The following is a 16,487-nucleotide window of genomic DNA, read 5'->3' as shown; positions in this document are numbered from 1 at the left end:
GAGATTGAGGTCACCAGGCGGCCAGCACCAAAAAACAGGGAAGTGACGATGCGCGAATATGAGATTGCCGCCATTCCGGCCGACGGGATCGGCCCAGAGGTGATTGCCGCAGGTCTCCAGGCGCTTGAGGCGCTGCAGCAGCGCTGCGGCGACTTCAAGCTGCGCCTCCAGCACTTCGACTGGGGCTCAGACTATTACAAGGTCCATGGTCGGATGATGCCCGAAGATGGGGTGGCGCAACTGAAGCGCTTCGACGCCATCTTCTTTGGCGCGGTGGGCGCCCCCGATCTGCCTGACGACATCACGCTCTGGGGCCTCCGGCTGCCGATCTGCCAAGGCTTTGATCAGTACGCCAACGTGCGGCCGACCAGGATATTGCCCGGGATTGTTTCGCCGCTGGCGGGCGTTGGCCCTGGCGATCTGGATTGGGTGATCGTACGGGAGAATTCCGAGGGCGAGTATTCGGGCCACGGCGGCCGCGCCCATCGCGGACTCCCCGAGGAAGTCGGAACCGAGGTCGCGATCTTCACGCGCGTCGGCGTCACCCGCATTATGCGATATGCATTCCGGCTGGCGCAGTCACGGCCGCGAAAGCTCCTGACAGTTGTTACGAAATCCAACGCGCAGCGCCACGGCATGGTAATGTGGGACGAAATCGCAGCCGAGGTGGCGCAGGAATTCCCGGACGTCGCGTGGGACAAGATGCTAGTCGATGCTATGACAGTGCGTATGACGTTGAAACCTCGGAGCCTCGATACGATCGTCGCCACCAATCTTCACGCCGACATATTGTCGGACCTTGCAGGCGCGCTCGCGGGCAGTCTCGGCGTTGCACCGACCGCCAACATTGATCCCGAGCGGCGCTATCCCTCGATGTTCGAGCCAATTCACGGCTCGGCATTCGACATCGCCGGCAAAGGTATTGCCAACCCGGTCGCCACCTTCTGGACCGCTGCCCAGATGCTCGAACATCTGGGCGAGAGCGCAGCGGCGGTGCGGTTGATGAGCGCTGTGGAAGCGGTGACGAGTGAAGGCGTGCTGACGCCGGACGTAGGAGGGACAGCGACCACGCAGGAGGTGACGGACGCCGTCTGTCGGGCGATCCGCGGTTCGAACCTGTGACAGGTTTCCAATGAAGCTCGACAGGATCGACATCAAGATCTTATCCCAACTGCAAAAGAACGGGCGGGTCACGAATGTCGAGCTTGCCGACCTGGTCAACCTTTCGCCGAGCCCTTGCCTGATGCGGGTGAAGAAGCTTCAGGCGGAAGGCTTCATCACCGGCTATTCCGCCCAGATCGATGTGTCCAAGCTCGGACAGACTCTAACGATCTTCACCGAAGTCACGCTCAAGCACCATCAACAGAACGACTTCGCGAGATTTCTCACCGCTATTCAGAAAGTCGATTCTGTCATCGAATGCCATCTGGTTTCAGGCGGCTACGACTATCTTGTGAAGTTTGTCACAGCGGGCATCAGCGAGTACCAGACAATCATGGAGCGGATGATCGAATTGGATATCGGAATCGACAAATATTTCAGCTTCGTCGTGCTGAAGTCACCGATCGTGAAAACCCATTTGCCTCTCGACATCATTTTCGACAAATGAAGCTGCTCCGCAGTCTTGGACCTGGAGAGCCGCGCGCCAGCATTCCCTCTTGCTGTTTTCGCTGCGCTTGTGCAACGGCATGCGATTCCACATACCGGCAAATGCTTGGCACTTGGCAGACGGCGGCATCACCTGAGGATTTGTTTCGGGGCCGCTAAAGCGCGTCGCGTTCGACCGGCCTCATGCGACGCGCTTTAGGTTCTTGTTTTGATGCATGTCGTTATCGCAAAACCGCTGCACACTTTTGCGCGACATGCATTAGGCGTCTACCGCATTGACCGAGGTCGCTTCGGCGATGCCAATGATCATCCCTGCATCGCTGACCGCACGTCCTTGTCTTCGAGCGTTTGATCCAGCGTCATTCGGGTACGTTCGAGGATTCCATCAATATCGTCCTCGGTGCAGCAGAGCGGCGGCGCAAAGCCGAGGATGCCGCTGTTGAAGGCGCGGATGACAAGGCCGTTCGCCCACGCGCGCTCGAAGATGCGGCGCCCCGGATCGGCCGCCGCCGGCAGCGGCGTTTTGCGCTCCTTGTCGGTGACCAACTCGATTGCTGCCAGCATACCGCGACCGCGGATGTCGCCAACCAGCGGGTGGTCGGCGAGCGAGCGAAGGCCTTGCATCAGGCGCTTCCCGGCCTTGCGCCCATTCTCGAGCAAGCCATCTTCATAGAGACGCAGGCATTCGAGCCCAACTGCCGCGCTCACGGGATGGGCCGAATAAGTATAGCCATGGCCGACCGCCGCTTTGCCGGCTCCGTCCGCGATCGTATTGTACACGTGGTCCGACATGAAGACGGCGCCCATCGGCACGTAGCCCGAGGTCAGTCCCTTCGCTGTGGTTATGAAATCCGGCACGACGTCGTCTTCCTCACACGCGAAGAGCGGGCCGGTACGGCCAAAGGCAGTGATAACTTCGTCCGCAACGAACAGAATGTCGTGTTCCTTGCACACGGCGTGCAGAGCCTTCAGCCAACCTGCCGGCGGAACGAGGACACCGCCCGAACCCTGGACGGGTTCGGCGTAGAAAGCTGCAACGCGGCCCGCGCCGAGTTCCGCGATTTTGGCCCGCAGGGCCGCGACCGATGCATCGATGATCGACTGCGGGTCAGAACCGACCGGATTGCGATAGGCGTAGTGCGAGGGAATCTTGTGCTGCCAGTCGTATGGCACACCGAAACCAGCATGGAAAGCCGCGATCGCTGTCAGACCTGACCCTGCCGTCGAGGATCCATGGTAGCCATACTCAACCGAGATGAACTGGTCTTTTTGCGGCGTACCCTTGGCATGGTAGTAATAGCGAATAAAGCGGATCGTACTGTCGACTGCATCGGAGCCGCCAAGCGTGAAATAGACATGGTTCAAATCGCCGGGCGCCAGTTCGGCAAGCCTGGCGGCAAGGCGAATGGCAGGCTCGGATCCCAGCCCGAAATATCCCGTCGCATAGGGAAGCTCTCTTAGCTGCTTTGCGGCTGCTTCAACGACGCTTTCCTGGCCGTATCCGATGTTGACACACCATAGACCGGCGAATCCGTCCAGCAGGGTTTTCCCGCTTGCATCGGTCACGGTTGCGCCTTTGGCGGATTTGAGCACCCGCACGCCCGTGTCCTCGTGGCCCCGATAGCATGAAAACGGGTGAACCAGATGTGCGCGATCGAGTTCGATCAGTGAGTTTGCCAGCATTTCTTCCTCCGATTCAGCGCAGTGCCTGACTTACGAGAGCATTAAATCCGGTGTGGTGTGGTTTCGTCCTTCAGCTCGTTTTCCAGCGTGATCTGCTGCGCGGTCATGGTTCATTCCGGGCCTGAATTCTCTAGGCCCAAGATAGGCTGCTGCGGACAGCAGTTCTTCCCGACCAGAACCTGAGCGATAGGCGTTTTGACTTTGCTTTGCCGCCGGCGCCGCATTTTATGCCGACGCACGGCTGAAGGATCGCGCTCCCGCCGAAGCCCGAAACGAACTCAGGCGCAACTCTCTGCCAAAGCTCTCACCCAATACAAAACAATCTGCTTCAGGGCGCATCGAATGCGGCGACTAGCCTTCTCCGGTCCTCATTATGATCCTTGCTGTAAAAGGCACGCAGTGCCGACAGGATCGGAAGGATCGACGCCCATGACCCAGTTCAGACCGAAATACATCACCTTCGACTGCTATGGCACGCTGACCAACTTCGACATGGCCGGCGCGGCGAGACGCATATACGGCGCGCAGCTCTCCCCAGCTGGGATGGCGCAGTTCATCAAGGATTTCTCGGCCTGTCGCCTCGATGAGGTCCTTGGCGCCTGGAAGCCCTATGTCGAGGTCGTGCACAGTGCCGTGGAACGGACCTGCAAGCGCAACGGCGTCGCATTCCGGCCCGAGGATGCCCAGCGCATCTATGCGGAAGTGCCGACATGGGGTCCGCACCCGGATGTCCCGGTGGGCCTGGCCAAGGTGGCCAAGGAGATTCCGCTGGTGATCCTGTCGAACTCCATGAAGAGCCTGATCATGTCGAACGTGGAGAAACTCGGCGCGCCCTTTCACATGGTCATCACGGCCGAAGAGACGGGCGCCTACAAGCCGCAGATGAAGGGCTTCGAATATATGTTCGACAAACTAGGCTGCGGCCCGGAGGACATTACGCACGTGTCGTCCTCATTTCGCTACGATCTCATGACCGCCTATGATCTCGGTATCAAGAGCAAGGTCTGGGTGAACCGCGGCCACGAGCCTGCGAACCCCTTCTACGAATATACCGAAATCAAGGATATCGGCGGTCTGGCCGGCGCCGTCGGACTGGAGCCCGTTCGGGAATTCGCCTGAACGTCTGTTTGCTGGCGCAGTCACACCAGACTGAGGCGCTCCCAAAACGTTAATGCTCACTGGTCGCAATAGAGAAAGGGGCGGTTTTCACCGCCCCTTTCTTGTGGTTCCAACGCTTTAGGGCTGCAAGTGTTTCCACCTGCGTGCAAGATAACTAGTTAAGCCCGCCAACATGAAGCGCCTTGACCTCGAGATATTCCTCGATGCCGAGCTGCGATCCTTCGCGCCCCACTCCCGACTGCTTGACACCGCCGAAAGGCGCAACCTCGGTCGAGATCATGCCTGTGTTGAGCCCGACCATACCGAACTCCAGCGCCTCGGCAACACGCCATGAGCGCTTGAGGTTGTCGGTGTAGAAGTAGGCGGCAAGGCCGAACGGCGTACCGTTCGCAATGGCGATGGCCTCTTCCTCCGTCTCGAAGCGAAAAAGCGGCGCCACCGGACCGAACGTCTCTTCCGATGCCAGGAGCATCCCCGTAGTAGCTTCTCCCAGCACGACGGGCCGTGCATATTGCTTACCCTCCGGCATCGTCTCGCTTTGGGCGATGATCTGCGCACCTTTCGCCCGTGCATCCGCGATGTGACGCTCGATCTTGTCGATCGCGGCCGCGTTGATCATCGGGCCGATCTCAGTGCCCTCGTCGGTCCCTGCGCCAACCTTCATCCGCGTGACGCGCTGGCTCAGCTTTTCGGCGAAAGCATCGTAAACGCCTTCCTGCACGAGAATCCGGTTCGCGCAGACGCAGGTTTGACCGCCATTGCGGAACTTGGATGCGATCACCCCTTCAACTGCCTTATCCAGATCGGCGTCGTCAAAGACGATAAAGGGTGCGTTGCCGCCAAGCTCCAGGCTCAGCCGCTTGATGCTATCGGCCGCGCCACGCATGAGTAGCGCACCGACGCGGGTCGAACCGGTGAACGAGATCTTGCGCACCGTCTCGTTGGCCATCAGTTCGTTGCCGATTTCGATGGGCATGCCGGTTACAATATTGATCACGCCGGCAGGGATACCTGCCCGTTCCGCCAGAACGCCGAGCGCCAGCGCCGAGAATGGCGTAAATTCCGACGGCTTGATGACAACCGTACAACCTGCGGCCAGCGCCGGTGCCACTTTGCGTGCGATCATCGCGTTGGGAAAATTCCACGGCGTGATGATGGCGCAGACGCCGACAGGTTCTTTCAGCACCAGAATGCGGCGATCGGCCGTGGGTGACGGAATGGTCGAGCCACCGATCCGGCGCGCCTCCTCCGCAAACCATTTCACAAAAGATGCGCCGTAGCGGATTTCATCCACCGCCTCGGCAAGCGGCTTGCCCTGTTCCAGCGTAAGCAGGAGCGCGAGATCCTGTTCGTGCTGACGAATGAGGTCGTGCCAGCGCTCCAGAAGTCCTGCACGCTCGGCATGGGTCTTCTTCTTCCAGCTTTTGAAGGCCTCAGCCGCGGCGCCGATTGCGGCTCTCGTCTCGTTCTCCCCCATTGCGGGAACGGTGCCGAGAACACTTTGGCTGGCAGGGTCAATGACATCGACCACGCCCTTCGTTTCGCCATCCCGCCAGACACCGCCAATCAGCGCCTGCTGGCGGAAAAGGTCGGAATCGTTGAACATGCCAATCTTCGTCATCGCATTCATGGTCTTTCCTCTGCTTTTTCAGATCAATCCTGCCAGCACGGCCTGCGTGATTGTTTCAGTCCTGTCCTTGCCTGCGATCGTGCCAATCCCTCGCGCGGTTGCGGACTCGATTGCCGACATCACTTCGGCCGCAGTCTGCCCCTCACCCAGATGCTCGAGCATCATCGCACCGGACCAGATCGCGGCGATCGGATTGGCGACACCGAGATGCGCGATGTCGGGCGCCGAACCATGGACCGGCTCGAACATGGAAGGCGCGCTGCGATCGGGATTGATATTGGCGGAGGCGGCGTAACCCAGCCCGCCCTGAATGGCCGCTCCAATATCCGTGAGGATGTCGCCGAAAAGGTTCGATGCGACGATTACGTCGAGGCTTTCCGGCGCCAGGACCATACGGGCGGCAATGGCGTCGATGTGGTAGTGCGAGACCTCCACATCGGCATAGTCTTTCGCCACCTCGCGCGTGACCTCATCCCAGAAAACCATGGAGTGTTTTTGCGCGTTGGATTTGGTGACAGATGCGAGCTTCCTGCGACGCGCCCGCGCCTGTTCGAAACCGAAACGGATGATCCGTTCGACACCCGTACGCGTGAAAATCGCGGTCTCTACCGCGACCTCATCGGCCGTGCCGGAATGAACGCGCCCACCGGCGCCGGAATATTCGCCTTCCGTATTCTCGCGGATGCACAGGATATCGAAACCATCGGAGCGGAGGGGCCCCTGAACGCCCGGCAACAGCCGGTGCGGTCGTATGTTGGCGTACTGCGAGAACCCTTTCCGGATCGGCAGGAGCAGTCCGTGAAGCGATACTGAGTCGGGCACTTCCGCGGACCAGCCCACAGCGCCGAGATAGATCGCATCGAATTTTCGAAGTGTCTCGATGCCGTCTGACGGCATCATTGCACCGGTCTCCAGGTAGTAGGCGCACGACCACGGGAATCTTGTGTCATCAAGGGCGAAACCGCCCTGCTTAGCCGCCGCCTGCAGCACCTGCCATGCCGCCTGCGTCACGTCCTTGCCGATGCCGTCGCCGGGGATCAGCGCTATCTTGTAGGTCTTCATTGATGGAGGTCCTCATTCGCACTGGCGTCACCGGAACAGTAGTCGACCGCCCGCCGCATTTTCCGTCGAGGTTGAGCTCTCCGACGGCGTCGAATCGCGTCAGGCGGAACCTGGAAAGCCGATTGTTCTGGAACCGCCGCGCGCTATTCGGCCGGACCTTGAGCACTGAACTCAGTCATAAACGCAGACGTAGATTTTGCGCACGGTCTCGATAGTGCGCCAGACGCCGACGAAACCAGGCTTCATCACGAAACTGTCGCCGGCGCGGTAGGTCTTGGTCTCACCGCCCTTCTCCTCGATTTCGACGAGACCCGAAACGATGTGGCAGAACTCGTAGATCGTGCCCTTGATCGAATGCGTCTCGCCGGGCGTCGCCTCCCAGACACCGGTGAGCACCTTTTCTCCCTTCGAGGCATCCTGCGCCCAGGTCTTGAAGGATGGATTGCCGGAAATGAGCCGCTCCGGAGCCGGTAGTGCCTCCTTCGGCGCGAAGTCTGGAACTGTGTCGATCGTGATCAGAAGTGACATGTGATGTTTCCTGGTTAGTAGCCGAGTGTCCGATCGACGAGGCCGATCAGTTCTTCTCCGGCGCGGTGGCGCCGGATGTTGTCAACGACGGATTGTGCCGCCGTATGCGGTTGCGTCACCGAGGCGATGTGCGGCGTTATCATCACCTTCGGATGCGACCACAGCGGATGGTCTTCCGGGAGCGGTTCTGGATCGGTGACATCAAGCATCGCCGCAAATACGTGACCGGTGTCGAGCGCGTTGATCAGCGCGGCCTGGTCCAGTTGCGGACCCCTGCCGACATGCAGCAGCTGCGCCCCGACGGGCAGTAAGTCGAAGAACTCTGCATCGAGCATGCCGTGCGTTTGTTCCGTGAGCGGAAGCAGGCAGACGAGAATATCCGTTTGCTTCAAAAAGCCCGCGAGTTGGTCCGTGCCGTGAAAACAGGCGACGTCCTCTATCCGCTTTTCGCTGCGGCCCCACCCGGCAAGCGGAAACTGGAAGGGCTTCAAGCGCTCGATAGCCGCCTGGGCCAGCATGCCAAGGCCGAGGAAGCCAACCCGGCGTTCGGCCGCCTGTCGAGCGGCAATCGGTTGCCAGAGGCATCTTTTCTGCTGCTCAAGATAGGCGGGCATCTCGCGGTGGAGAGTCAACACGCCGAGCGCGACGTATTCCTGCATCATGCGTATGATGCCGTCCTCGACCATGCGCACAAGCTTCACATGGCTTGGCACCACGTCCTGCTTGAACTGGTCGACGCCCGCGCCGATGCAAAACAGCACTTCCAGATTGCGGTAGCGCGAGATCTCGTCCGGCACCGTCCAGGTGATGAGATAGCGCACCTTCTCCGGCTCCATCTCGTCCCCGGAATGGACGAATTCCAGATCTGGGAGCTGGCGCGCAAAGATCTCGCGGAAGACCGCAGCACGCGCCGCATCGGAATTGAAAAGAAACGCCATGGTGACCGCCCTTCCTTCAGGCCGCAAGACGCGCGCCGAGCCCCTCGATCATCTTCCGGCAAGCGGCGAGTTCACCAATCTCGATATATTCGTCGGGACGATGGGCACGGTCGATGTCGCCGGGTCCGCAAACGACCGCATCGATGCCGGCCTGCTGATAAAGTCCGGCCTCCGTGCCGTAACTCACAGCTGTCAGCGGCTCCTGCCCCGTCAGCTCCGTCAGAACGGCCGCTAGCTCGCTCCCGTTGCCGGGCGCAAGGGCGGGATAGGTGCTCAACTCATGCCACGCCACATCGAAGCCGCTGTCTCGCAGAGCGAAAAGCCGGGCCTTGACCGGCTCAAGCAGGGAGGCTGGAGAAACGCCGGGCACGGCGCGCGCCTCGATATCGGCTGTGCAGTGGCCAGCGATGATGTTGACCGCCTGTCCACCGGCGATGACGCCCACCTGCAAGGAAGAATACGGGGGCTCGAAATTTTGATCGAGCGGCCCGTCGGCGAGGGATTGGCCGTAGGCCACGGCGTGCGCGATGACGCCGGCCATGGCGTGCACGGCGTTGAGTCCGAGATCGGGGCGTGAGGAATGGCCGGATCGCCCGATCACCTCGAGCCGCGCGGCAGCCTTCCCCTTGTGCGCGCGCACGGGCTGCATCCGGCTCGGCTCGCCGACAATCGCGCAAAGCGGCCTCTCGCATAAGCTCGGCAACGCGGCTAGGAGATGCGGCACACCACGGCACCCAGCCTCTTCGTCATATGAGAATGCGAGATGAACTGGCTGCCGCAGGTTCATCGCCGCAAGTCCTGGGAGCGCCGCCAATGCGCAGGCGAGGAAGCCCTTCATGTCGGAGGTGCCGCGGCCGTAAAGCCTGCCGCCCTCGCGGCGCAGAACGAAGGGGTCCGAGCTCCATTCCGGCTCGCTGGCCGGGACGACATCCATATGCCCGGAGATGATGTAGCCCCGACCCTGGCGCGGGCCGATCGTGAGGAAAAGGTTGGACCGGTCACCCTCGGGGCCGGGGAGGACCGTCACCTCGGCTCGGGCCGCCTGACAGTAGTCGCGGATCCAATCGACGATCGCGCCGTTTGGCGTGCCCACAACAGAGGGAAATGCAACCAGGGTCGCGAGGATTTCTTCCACGTTCATGGCGGTCCGCTCTGCTTGCACACTATCACCGGGTGCAACCAGCCTATCCGCAGGCAGCAGTGTTCCCTGCCGAATTGCGTCGTGCTTTGGCCGAAGATTGCGAAAAAGCACCTCGAACCAGCGAAACCTGCTGGCTTTCCCGTATAATGCTGCGGCAAAAGAGGTATGTCGCGACATGGCGATCGATGACAGGATCAACACCGCGTGCCTTGCGCATTCGTTGAAGGAGCGGATCGATTGAGATGCAGAGATCAGTACGCCTGAAATCCTTCGAACTGGTCGCGCGGGACATTGATGATGTCGACGTCAAGCTGCTGCACGCGCTGTCGATCTCAGTCCGCTGGCCTCACCGGCCGAAGGATTGGGACTTTCTGCGCCGTGCCGGACGCGGCATTGTTGCCGTTGATGGTATTGGACGCGTTTTCGGGAGCGCGATGTGGTTTCCCCACGGGGACGACTTTGCCACCATTGGCCTGGTGATCACAACGCCACGCACACAAGCGCAAGGAGGCGGCCGATGGCTCATGGACCTAGTCCTTGAGCAGTGCGGCGATCGCAATTTGGCGCTCAACGCGACCCATGCTGCCTACCCCCTCTACGTTTCACTCGGCTTCACGACCGAGGCGATCGTATATCAGCGCCAGGGGGAGGTCCCACAAACACTCCCGGCTATGCCGGCCTTGAACGGTGAATTGCAGGCGCTGTCGAGCGACAGGCTTAAGGACATCACTCCGCTGGATACGCGCGCGTTAGGGATAAACCGCGAGAGGCTGCTCGCGTTGCTCGCAGTGGATGCCTCAATCTGCACTTTGAGCCGCGGCGGCGAAATCGTCGGCTATTCCATGTGTCGCGAGTTCGGTCGTGGTCACGTGATCGGCCCCATGGTCGCGCGAAACGATCTCGACGCGGTCCATCTTACAGCCCTGCATCTGAAGGAACTGGCAGGACGATTCGCCCGCGTCGACACCCGCGAGAAGGATGGCGTGTTTGCCGCGTTTCTCCAGCAGAGCGGCCTCGGCATTGCCGAGACCGTTACGACCATGTCCAAAGGGCGCCGCTTCCTGAACCGGCAAGACAATGGGCCTTGGGTCTATGGATTGGCCGGCCACGCCTTGAGCTGAATGCAAGCATACTGTCGCCTTCAACCAGCCGTCAGAGAATCAATGAGCCCGGGCTGATCTGGAAGTGTGGACCGAGGCGCCCGATCGAGATGTTGCGGGCGGGTCTATTTGTTCGACAGCGTCGAGCACGCGCAAGCGTATATCGAGAAACATTCCGCGCACCTGAACTGTTTCGGTATCGCCGACATCGGCGTTCGCTCGTACGCTGTCAACGAACGGCTGTCGATGGCCACCCGTGGACGATGAGCCGATATTGATATGTAATAATTTGGTGGGCCCGGAGGATGTGCCGAAAGCGTTGATTTGTTGGGTTTTGGAGGCCACAATCAGAAAGCTTCCCGTATTGTTCCGCACGATCCCGCAGCTGATTATGGTCAGCCGTCTTTGCTATGGATCAATGAATGCCCAGTTCATACCGGTAGGCTTGCGGGGATCAGCCGAACAGTTGCCTGGAAGAGAGAGAGAGAGAGAGAGAGAGAGAGAGAGTGTGTGTGTGGGGGGCACAGGCGAGGACGACTACCCATTGGCCAACGTCACTGACTGACAGGAAAACATAGCGGATGTCTGGTTCTTCTGTCGAATTGACAGTGCGGTGATCGAAAGCGGAACTTGGCAGGACACCAGCGTTAGCTTGCCTTGAAGCAGCCGTGGTTTAGTAGCCGACAGGAAGAGAGCTGGGGTTCTGGGAGGACAAGCATGGGTGAGGATCTATCCGGTCATCACGCCGACCGCGTTCAGGCCGCGATCGCTTCGGACGCGGCGGCGAAGTCCGCGCTGGTCGCTTCCTGGCGACGGTCTTCCAGTCTGCACCGGCTCGATCCGGCCGATTGCAGCCCCCCACGCTATCTGACAGAGGCGGAATTGGGAGAGGCCCGGCAACGCATCGGGCCGCTCGTCCGGGTTGCTCAATCAAGCCTGGACCGGCTCTATCTTGCGGTGGGCGGCGTTGGATGCTGCGTCCTGCTCGCCGATCGCGACGGCGTGCCGGTCGAACGGCGCGGCGCGCCTGTGGACGACGAGACGTTTCGTTCCTGGGGGTTATGGACAGGGTCCGTCTGGAACGAGGAGAGCGAGGGCACCAACGGTATCGGCACCTGTCTGGTGGAACAGCGCGTCCTGACGATCCACCGTGATCAGCATTTTCACACGCGCAACACCGGGCTGAGCTGCACCACGGCTCCGATTTATGATTACCGTGGAGACCTTGCGGCTGCCCTTGACGTGTCTTCCTGCCGGGCTGATCTGACCGAGGTCTTCTCCAAGCTTATTTCCATGGCCGTCGTCGACGCGGCGCGTCGGATCGAGGCCGAGAACTTCAAAATGGCATTCCCCAAGGCGCGCATTCTGCTGGCGCCGGTGCCCGACAAGGGTTCCGGCGCGTTGATCGCGGTTGATGCGGACGACCTTGTGGTCGGCGCGACCCGTTCGGCTCGCCTGGCGCTTGGAATTACGCAACAGTGTCTCGACAAGCCGATGCCTGCGGCCGATCTGCTCGGTTGGGCCGAGAGCCGCCCCGAAGTCCTCGCCGAGGCGGAGCGCGGCGTTCTGCAGCGGGCGCTGGCGCGGGCAGACGGAAATGTCTCGGCCGCGGCCCATGCGCTCGGCATCAGTCGCGCCACGCTTCACCGCAAACTCAACCGCCTGGACGTCCACAGGTCCCACTGACTTTTGAAACGTCGCGTGACTGTCGCAATTCTGCGACACACCCGCCCGCCCACTGTCCCCGGCGCATTGGCAATAGCGGTGGGAGATCGCAAGTGTCTTCCCGAAGCGTCGCATTCCGCGGCGCCAGCTTTGCGGAGGAAGACACATGAACAAGGTAGAATTCTCACGCCCGGTCAAGGCGCCCTTCGACAAGCGCTACGGCAATTTCATCGGTGGCAAATGGGCCGAGCCGCGTTCGGGCCGTTATTTCGAAAACTTCTCGCCGGTGAATGGTCAGTTGCTCTGCGAGGTGGGTCGCTCGGATGCCCAGGACATCGAGGCGGCTTTAGACGCTGCCCATGCCGCCAAGGACGCCTGGGGGCGCAGGAGCGTGGCCGAGCGCTCACTCATCCTCAATCGCATCGCCGATCGCATGGAGGAAAACCTCGATCTTCTCGCATCTGCCGAAACCTGGGACAACGGCAAGCCGATCCGCGAAACGACCGCCGCCGACCTGCCTCTAGCCATCGACCATTTCCGCTATTTCGCCGGTGCCTTGCGTGGCCAGGAAGGCAGCCTTTCGCAGATCGACGACGATACCGTTGCCTATCATTTCCATGAGCCGCTCGGGGTGGTTGGCCAGATCATCCCGTGGAACTTCCCGCTGCTGATGGCCTGCTGGAAGCTTGCTCCCGCGCTTGCCGCCGGAAACTGCGTCGTGCTGAAGCCTGCCGAGCAGACGCCGGCTGCCATCTTGCTGTGGGCCGATCTTATCGGCGATCTGCTGCCGCCGGGTGTGCTCAACATTGTCAACGGCTTCGGCCTCGAAGCCGGTAAGCCGCTCGCGTCGTCGCCGCGCATTGCCAAAATCGCCTTCACCGGAGAAACCACGACCGGCCGGCTGATCATGCAGTATGCCAGCCAGAACCTGATCCCCGTCACCCTGGAACTGGGCGGCAAGTCGCCCAACATCTTCTTCAAGGACGTTGTCGCCGAAGACGACGATTTCTTCGACAAGGCGATCGAAGGCTTCGTCATGTTCGCGCTGAATCAGGGCGAAGTCTGCACCTGCCCGAGCCGCGCGCTCATTCATGAATCGATCTACGACAGGTTCATGGAACGTGCGCTGAAGCGTGTCGAGGCGATCGTGCAGGGCGATCCGCTCGACCCGGCAACGATGATCGGTGCCCAGGCATCATCCGAGCAGTTGGAAAAGATCCTGGCCTACATCGACATCGGCCGCCAGGAAGGCGCCGAGTTGCTGACCGGTGGCGAGCGCAACGTCCTGCCCGGCGATCTCGCCGGCGGCTACTACGTGAAGCCGACGGTGTTCAAGGGCCACAACAAGATGCGCATCTTCCAGGAAGAGATCTTCGGACCGGTGGTCTCGGTCACGACCTTCAAGGACGACGACGAAGCGCTCAGCATAGCCAACGATACGCTCTACGGCCTCGGCGCCGGTATCTGGACACGCGACAGCAACCGCGCCTACCGGTTCGGCCGCGCGATCCAGGCGGGCCGCGTCTGGACCAACTGCTACCACGCCTATCCCGCGCATGCGGCCTTCGGCGGCTACAAGCAGTCCGGCATCGGCCGCGAGACGCACAAGATGATGCTCGACCACTACCAGCAGACCAAAAACATGCTGGTCAGCTACAGCCCGAAGAAGCTCGGCTTCTTCTGATCGCCGCTTTGACCCACAGGCGCGGCTCCGCGAGGGGGCCGCGCCAAAGGCTGGAAATCGGAAAACATGATGCGAGCGAAGGTCACAGCGACACCGGCAGCCCTTGAACTGATCGCCGAGATTGTCGCCGAGCACGGTCCGGTGCTGTTTCATCAATCCGGCGGCTGCTGCGACGGCTCTTCGCCGATGTGCTATCCGCGTATCGGCTTCATCGTGGGCGACCAGGACGTGCTGCTCGGCCACATCGGCGACGCGCCGTTCTACATCGGTGCGTCGCAATTCGAGGCTTGGAAACATACCGATCTCATCATCGACGTGGTGCCGGGTCGCGGTGGCATGTTCTCGCTGGATAACGGGCGGGAGAAGCGGTTCCTGACCCGGTCGACAATCTGCACCGCATAGGCGAAACCTGCCGGTTTGATTTCGAGCAAGGAAGGCACCGCAGCAATCTCTACCTTCCGAAGATGATCCTCAATCTGCTCATCGGCACCGTCGTCATTAGCCTTACGGTCCTGGTTCACACCTTTGGTCTGATCGTGGTCACACATGTGATGGGTCACCTGGTCGCCCGGTTTCGCATGCACGGGCGCCGCAGCCGCATCGTTGCGATGATCAGCGTGGTGATGGGGCTCTTTGCCATCATGACCGCAGAGGTGTGGCTCTGGGCAGGACTATACCGGCTGCTCGATATCTTTCCTGACTTCGAAACCGCGCTGTACTTTTCCACCATCACCTTCTCGACCGTCGGGTACGGCGACATTGTGCCCGCTCACGCATGGCGCGTCCTCGCGGCTCTAGAGGGCGTGAACGGATTTCTTCTGATTGGCTGGTCGACCGCCTATCTGATCGCGGCCGGCACCCGCATTGGCCCATTCAAGGCCGGCGAGCATTTCTGAACGGGCGATCGTTCAGACCGCTACGGAATGCCTGGCTGTACCGGTTTCGAAATATTTGTCGAACTTCGCCGCGATGCTTCTGACAAAGGGCCGGCTTTCCGCCGGCACGACGAAGCGGTCACCATAAAGTTCAAGCAGCCGCGCAGGACCATGAAGAGCCGTGGAACTCGCCTTGAGGAGAAGTCTTTGGCCGGCTTCGCCAAAGCGCTCCACCAGCTCAATCGCCGAGAAGGCGAAGTCACACATCAATCGCTCGATGATCCAGCCGCGAACACGGTCGTCGTCGGAAAGCGCGATACCCCGAACAGCGGCCAGCCCGCCATCAGCAACCATGCGTCCATACTCGGCGGTCGAAGGCATGTTCTGTGCATAGCCCTGGCGAAACTGGCTGATGGATGACGGGCCAAGGCCGATCAAGGTCTCGCAGCGATCCTCGGTATAGCCCTGGAAGTTCCGGTGCAGTGTTCCGGCGCGGGCGGCAAGCGCGAGGGCATCGCCCGGTTTGGCGAAATGGTCGAGCCCGATTGCTTCGTATCCCTGGTCCACGATCGCCCGCGCCGCAAGTTGCGATTGAGCAAACCGCTCTGCCGGACCCGGCAGCCATGCCTCGTCGATCATCGTCTGATGTTTCTTGAACCACGGCACATGGGCGTAGCCAAAAAGCGCTATCCGGTCCGGTTCCAGGGTCAGTGCCTGCGCGACGGTGGAGGAGACACTCTCCCTGGTCTGGTGTGGCCAGCCGTAGAGCAGGTCCAGATTGACCGATTCGACGCCGCGCGAACGAACGCCGTCGACTACCGCTTTGGTCTGCAAAAAGCTCTGCTCGCGGTTAATTGCCTTTTGCACCTTCGGGTCAAAATCCTGGACGCCGAGGCTCGCACGGGTCATGCCGATTTCGGCGAGTGCGTCGAGGCGGGCATCGTCCATATCATTGGGTTCGATTTCGACGCTGATCTTGGCGCCGGGAAGAAAGGTGAAGCTGTTGCGCAGGGCGGTTCCCAGCGCCACCAGATCCTCCGGTTTGAGCATCGTTGGCGAACCGCCGCCGAAATGGACGGCACGCACGCGGCCCTTGCCTGCGACAAGACCGGCGACGGTGGCGATCTCGGCATGCAGTGAGCGAAGATATGTGGTCACCGGTTCGTAGTGGCGTGTCTGCTTGGTATGGCAGGCACAGAACCAGCAAAGCTTGTCGCAGTACGGGATGTGCAGATAGAGCGATATCTCGTGGCCCTCGTCGAGCGCCTGCAGCCAGCCCCGACAAACGGCAGCATCGACGCTTGCATTGAAATGCGGCGCTGTCGGGTAGCTCGTATAGCGCGGCACGTTCTCACCAAGTCTGGCAACTAATTCTGGCCGCACGTCTCTATCCGCTCCACTTTGCATGGCCCGACGTTGCCCACATTACTGGCCGGTAGCCTTGATTTCGGTCA

The 16,487-nt window shown here is 60.8% G+C and carries 16 protein-coding genes; 9 read left to right on the top strand and 7 right to left on the bottom strand.

From position 1 onward, the window contains the following. Positions 1–48: 48 nt before the first annotated feature. Both NKI47_RS25380 and NKI47_RS25375 read left to right on the top strand, forming a co-directional pair. The gene (locus NKI47_RS25380; protein ID WP_352593981.1) at positions 49–1,122 is read left to right on the top strand and encodes a tartrate dehydrogenase; all 1,074 of its coding nucleotides are present in this window, start codon (positions 49–51) and stop codon (positions 1,120–1,122) included. 10 nt (positions 1,123–1,132) lie between these two features. Continuing rightward, a complete protein-coding gene (locus NKI47_RS25375) occupies positions 1,133–1,609 on the top strand; it encodes an Lrp/AsnC family transcriptional regulator (protein WP_352593980.1) in 477 nt (158 codons plus the stop codon). Positions 1,610–1,914: 305 nt separating this feature from the next. Here the strand turns inward: NKI47_RS25375 and NKI47_RS25370 are convergent, their stop codons facing one another. Continuing rightward, positions 1,915–3,291: an aspartate aminotransferase family protein gene (locus tag NKI47_RS25370; protein ID WP_352593979.1), complete on the bottom strand. Its 1,377-nt coding sequence runs from the start codon at positions 3,289–3,291 to the stop codon at positions 1,915–1,917. Positions 3,292–3,720: 429 nt separating this feature from the next. Here NKI47_RS25370 and NKI47_RS25365 point away from each other — a divergent pair, with 429 nt between their 5' ends. Beyond that, the gene (locus NKI47_RS25365) at positions 3,721–4,410 is read left to right on the top strand and encodes a haloacid dehalogenase type II (RefSeq protein ID WP_352593978.1); all 690 of its coding nucleotides are present in this window, start codon (positions 3,721–3,723) and stop codon (positions 4,408–4,410) included. A 154-nt stretch (positions 4,411–4,564) separates the two neighbouring features. Here the strand turns inward: NKI47_RS25365 and NKI47_RS25360 are convergent, their stop codons facing one another. From NKI47_RS25360 to argE, 5 genes are all read right to left on the bottom strand, one after another. Further along, positions 4,565–6,040, bottom strand: coding sequence for an NAD-dependent succinate-semialdehyde dehydrogenase (locus NKI47_RS25360; protein WP_352593977.1), 1,476 nt, complete (start codon positions 6,038–6,040; stop codon positions 4,565–4,567). Between the two features lie 18 nt (positions 6,041–6,058). Next, positions 6,059–7,102 carry a tartrate dehydrogenase gene (locus tag NKI47_RS25355; RefSeq protein ID WP_352593976.1) on the bottom strand — a complete coding sequence of 348 codons (1,044 nt, stop codon included), beginning with the start codon at positions 7,100–7,102 and terminating at the stop codon, positions 6,059–6,061. 171 nt (positions 7,103–7,273) lie between these two features. Next, positions 7,274–7,630, bottom strand: coding sequence for a cupin domain-containing protein (locus tag NKI47_RS25350; RefSeq protein ID WP_023678793.1), 357 nt, complete (start codon positions 7,628–7,630; stop codon positions 7,274–7,276). Between the two features lie 14 nt (positions 7,631–7,644). After that, positions 7,645–8,568 (bottom strand): 2-hydroxyacid dehydrogenase, encoded by a 924-nt coding sequence (locus tag NKI47_RS25345; RefSeq protein WP_352593975.1) that lies wholly within the window; start codon positions 8,566–8,568, stop codon positions 7,645–7,647. Between the two features lie 16 nt (positions 8,569–8,584). Continuing rightward, positions 8,585–9,709 (bottom strand): acetylornithine deacetylase, encoded by a 1,125-nt coding sequence (argE, locus tag NKI47_RS25340; RefSeq protein WP_352593974.1) that lies wholly within the window; start codon positions 9,707–9,709, stop codon positions 8,585–8,587. A gap of 242 nt (positions 9,710–9,951) precedes the next feature. On the opposite strand from argE, the gene NKI47_RS25335 reads away from it, so the two are divergent. From NKI47_RS25335 to NKI47_RS25310, 6 genes are all read left to right on the top strand, one after another. Continuing rightward, positions 9,952–10,830: a GNAT family N-acetyltransferase gene (locus tag NKI47_RS25335; protein ID WP_352593973.1), complete on the top strand. Its 879-nt coding sequence runs from the start codon at positions 9,952–9,954 to the stop codon at positions 10,828–10,830. Positions 10,831–10,896: 66 nt separating this feature from the next. Continuing rightward, entirely contained in the window at positions 10,897–11,076 is a 180-nt protein-coding gene (locus tag NKI47_RS25330) for a YdhR family protein (protein ID WP_352593972.1), read from the top strand. Positions 11,077–11,526: 450 nt separating this feature from the next. Then, the gene (locus NKI47_RS25325) at positions 11,527–12,495 is read left to right on the top strand and encodes a helix-turn-helix domain-containing protein (protein WP_352594023.1); all 969 of its coding nucleotides are present in this window, start codon (positions 11,527–11,529) and stop codon (positions 12,493–12,495) included. Positions 12,496–12,640: 145 nt separating this feature from the next. Beyond that, a complete protein-coding gene (gene adh, locus NKI47_RS25320) occupies positions 12,641–14,158 on the top strand; it encodes an aldehyde dehydrogenase (protein WP_352593971.1) in 1,518 nt (505 codons plus the stop codon). 69 nt (positions 14,159–14,227) lie between these two features. Then, positions 14,228–14,560 carry a DUF779 domain-containing protein gene (locus tag NKI47_RS25315; RefSeq protein ID WP_352455633.1) on the top strand — a complete coding sequence of 111 codons (333 nt, stop codon included), beginning with the start codon at positions 14,228–14,230 and terminating at the stop codon, positions 14,558–14,560. Between the two features lie 62 nt (positions 14,561–14,622). Then, positions 14,623–15,054, top strand: a complete 432-nt coding sequence (locus NKI47_RS25310) for a potassium channel family protein (protein WP_352593970.1) — start codon at positions 14,623–14,625, stop codon at positions 15,052–15,054. A 12-nt stretch (positions 15,055–15,066) separates the two neighbouring features. Here the strand turns inward: NKI47_RS25310 and hemN are convergent, their stop codons facing one another. Beyond that, the gene (gene hemN / locus NKI47_RS25305) at positions 15,067–16,416 is read right to left on the bottom strand and encodes an oxygen-independent coproporphyrinogen III oxidase (protein WP_352593969.1); all 1,350 of its coding nucleotides are present in this window, start codon (positions 16,414–16,416) and stop codon (positions 15,067–15,069) included. Positions 16,417–16,487: the final 71 nt, after the last annotated feature.

Origin of the sequence: Mesorhizobium sp. M0633, assembly GCF_040320645.1 — a bacterium.
Lineage (GTDB): Bacteria > Pseudomonadota > Alphaproteobacteria > Rhizobiales > Rhizobiaceae > Mesorhizobium.
Note: the sequence above shows the minus strand (reverse complement) of the source record. Positions and strands in the feature narration are given on the sequence as shown.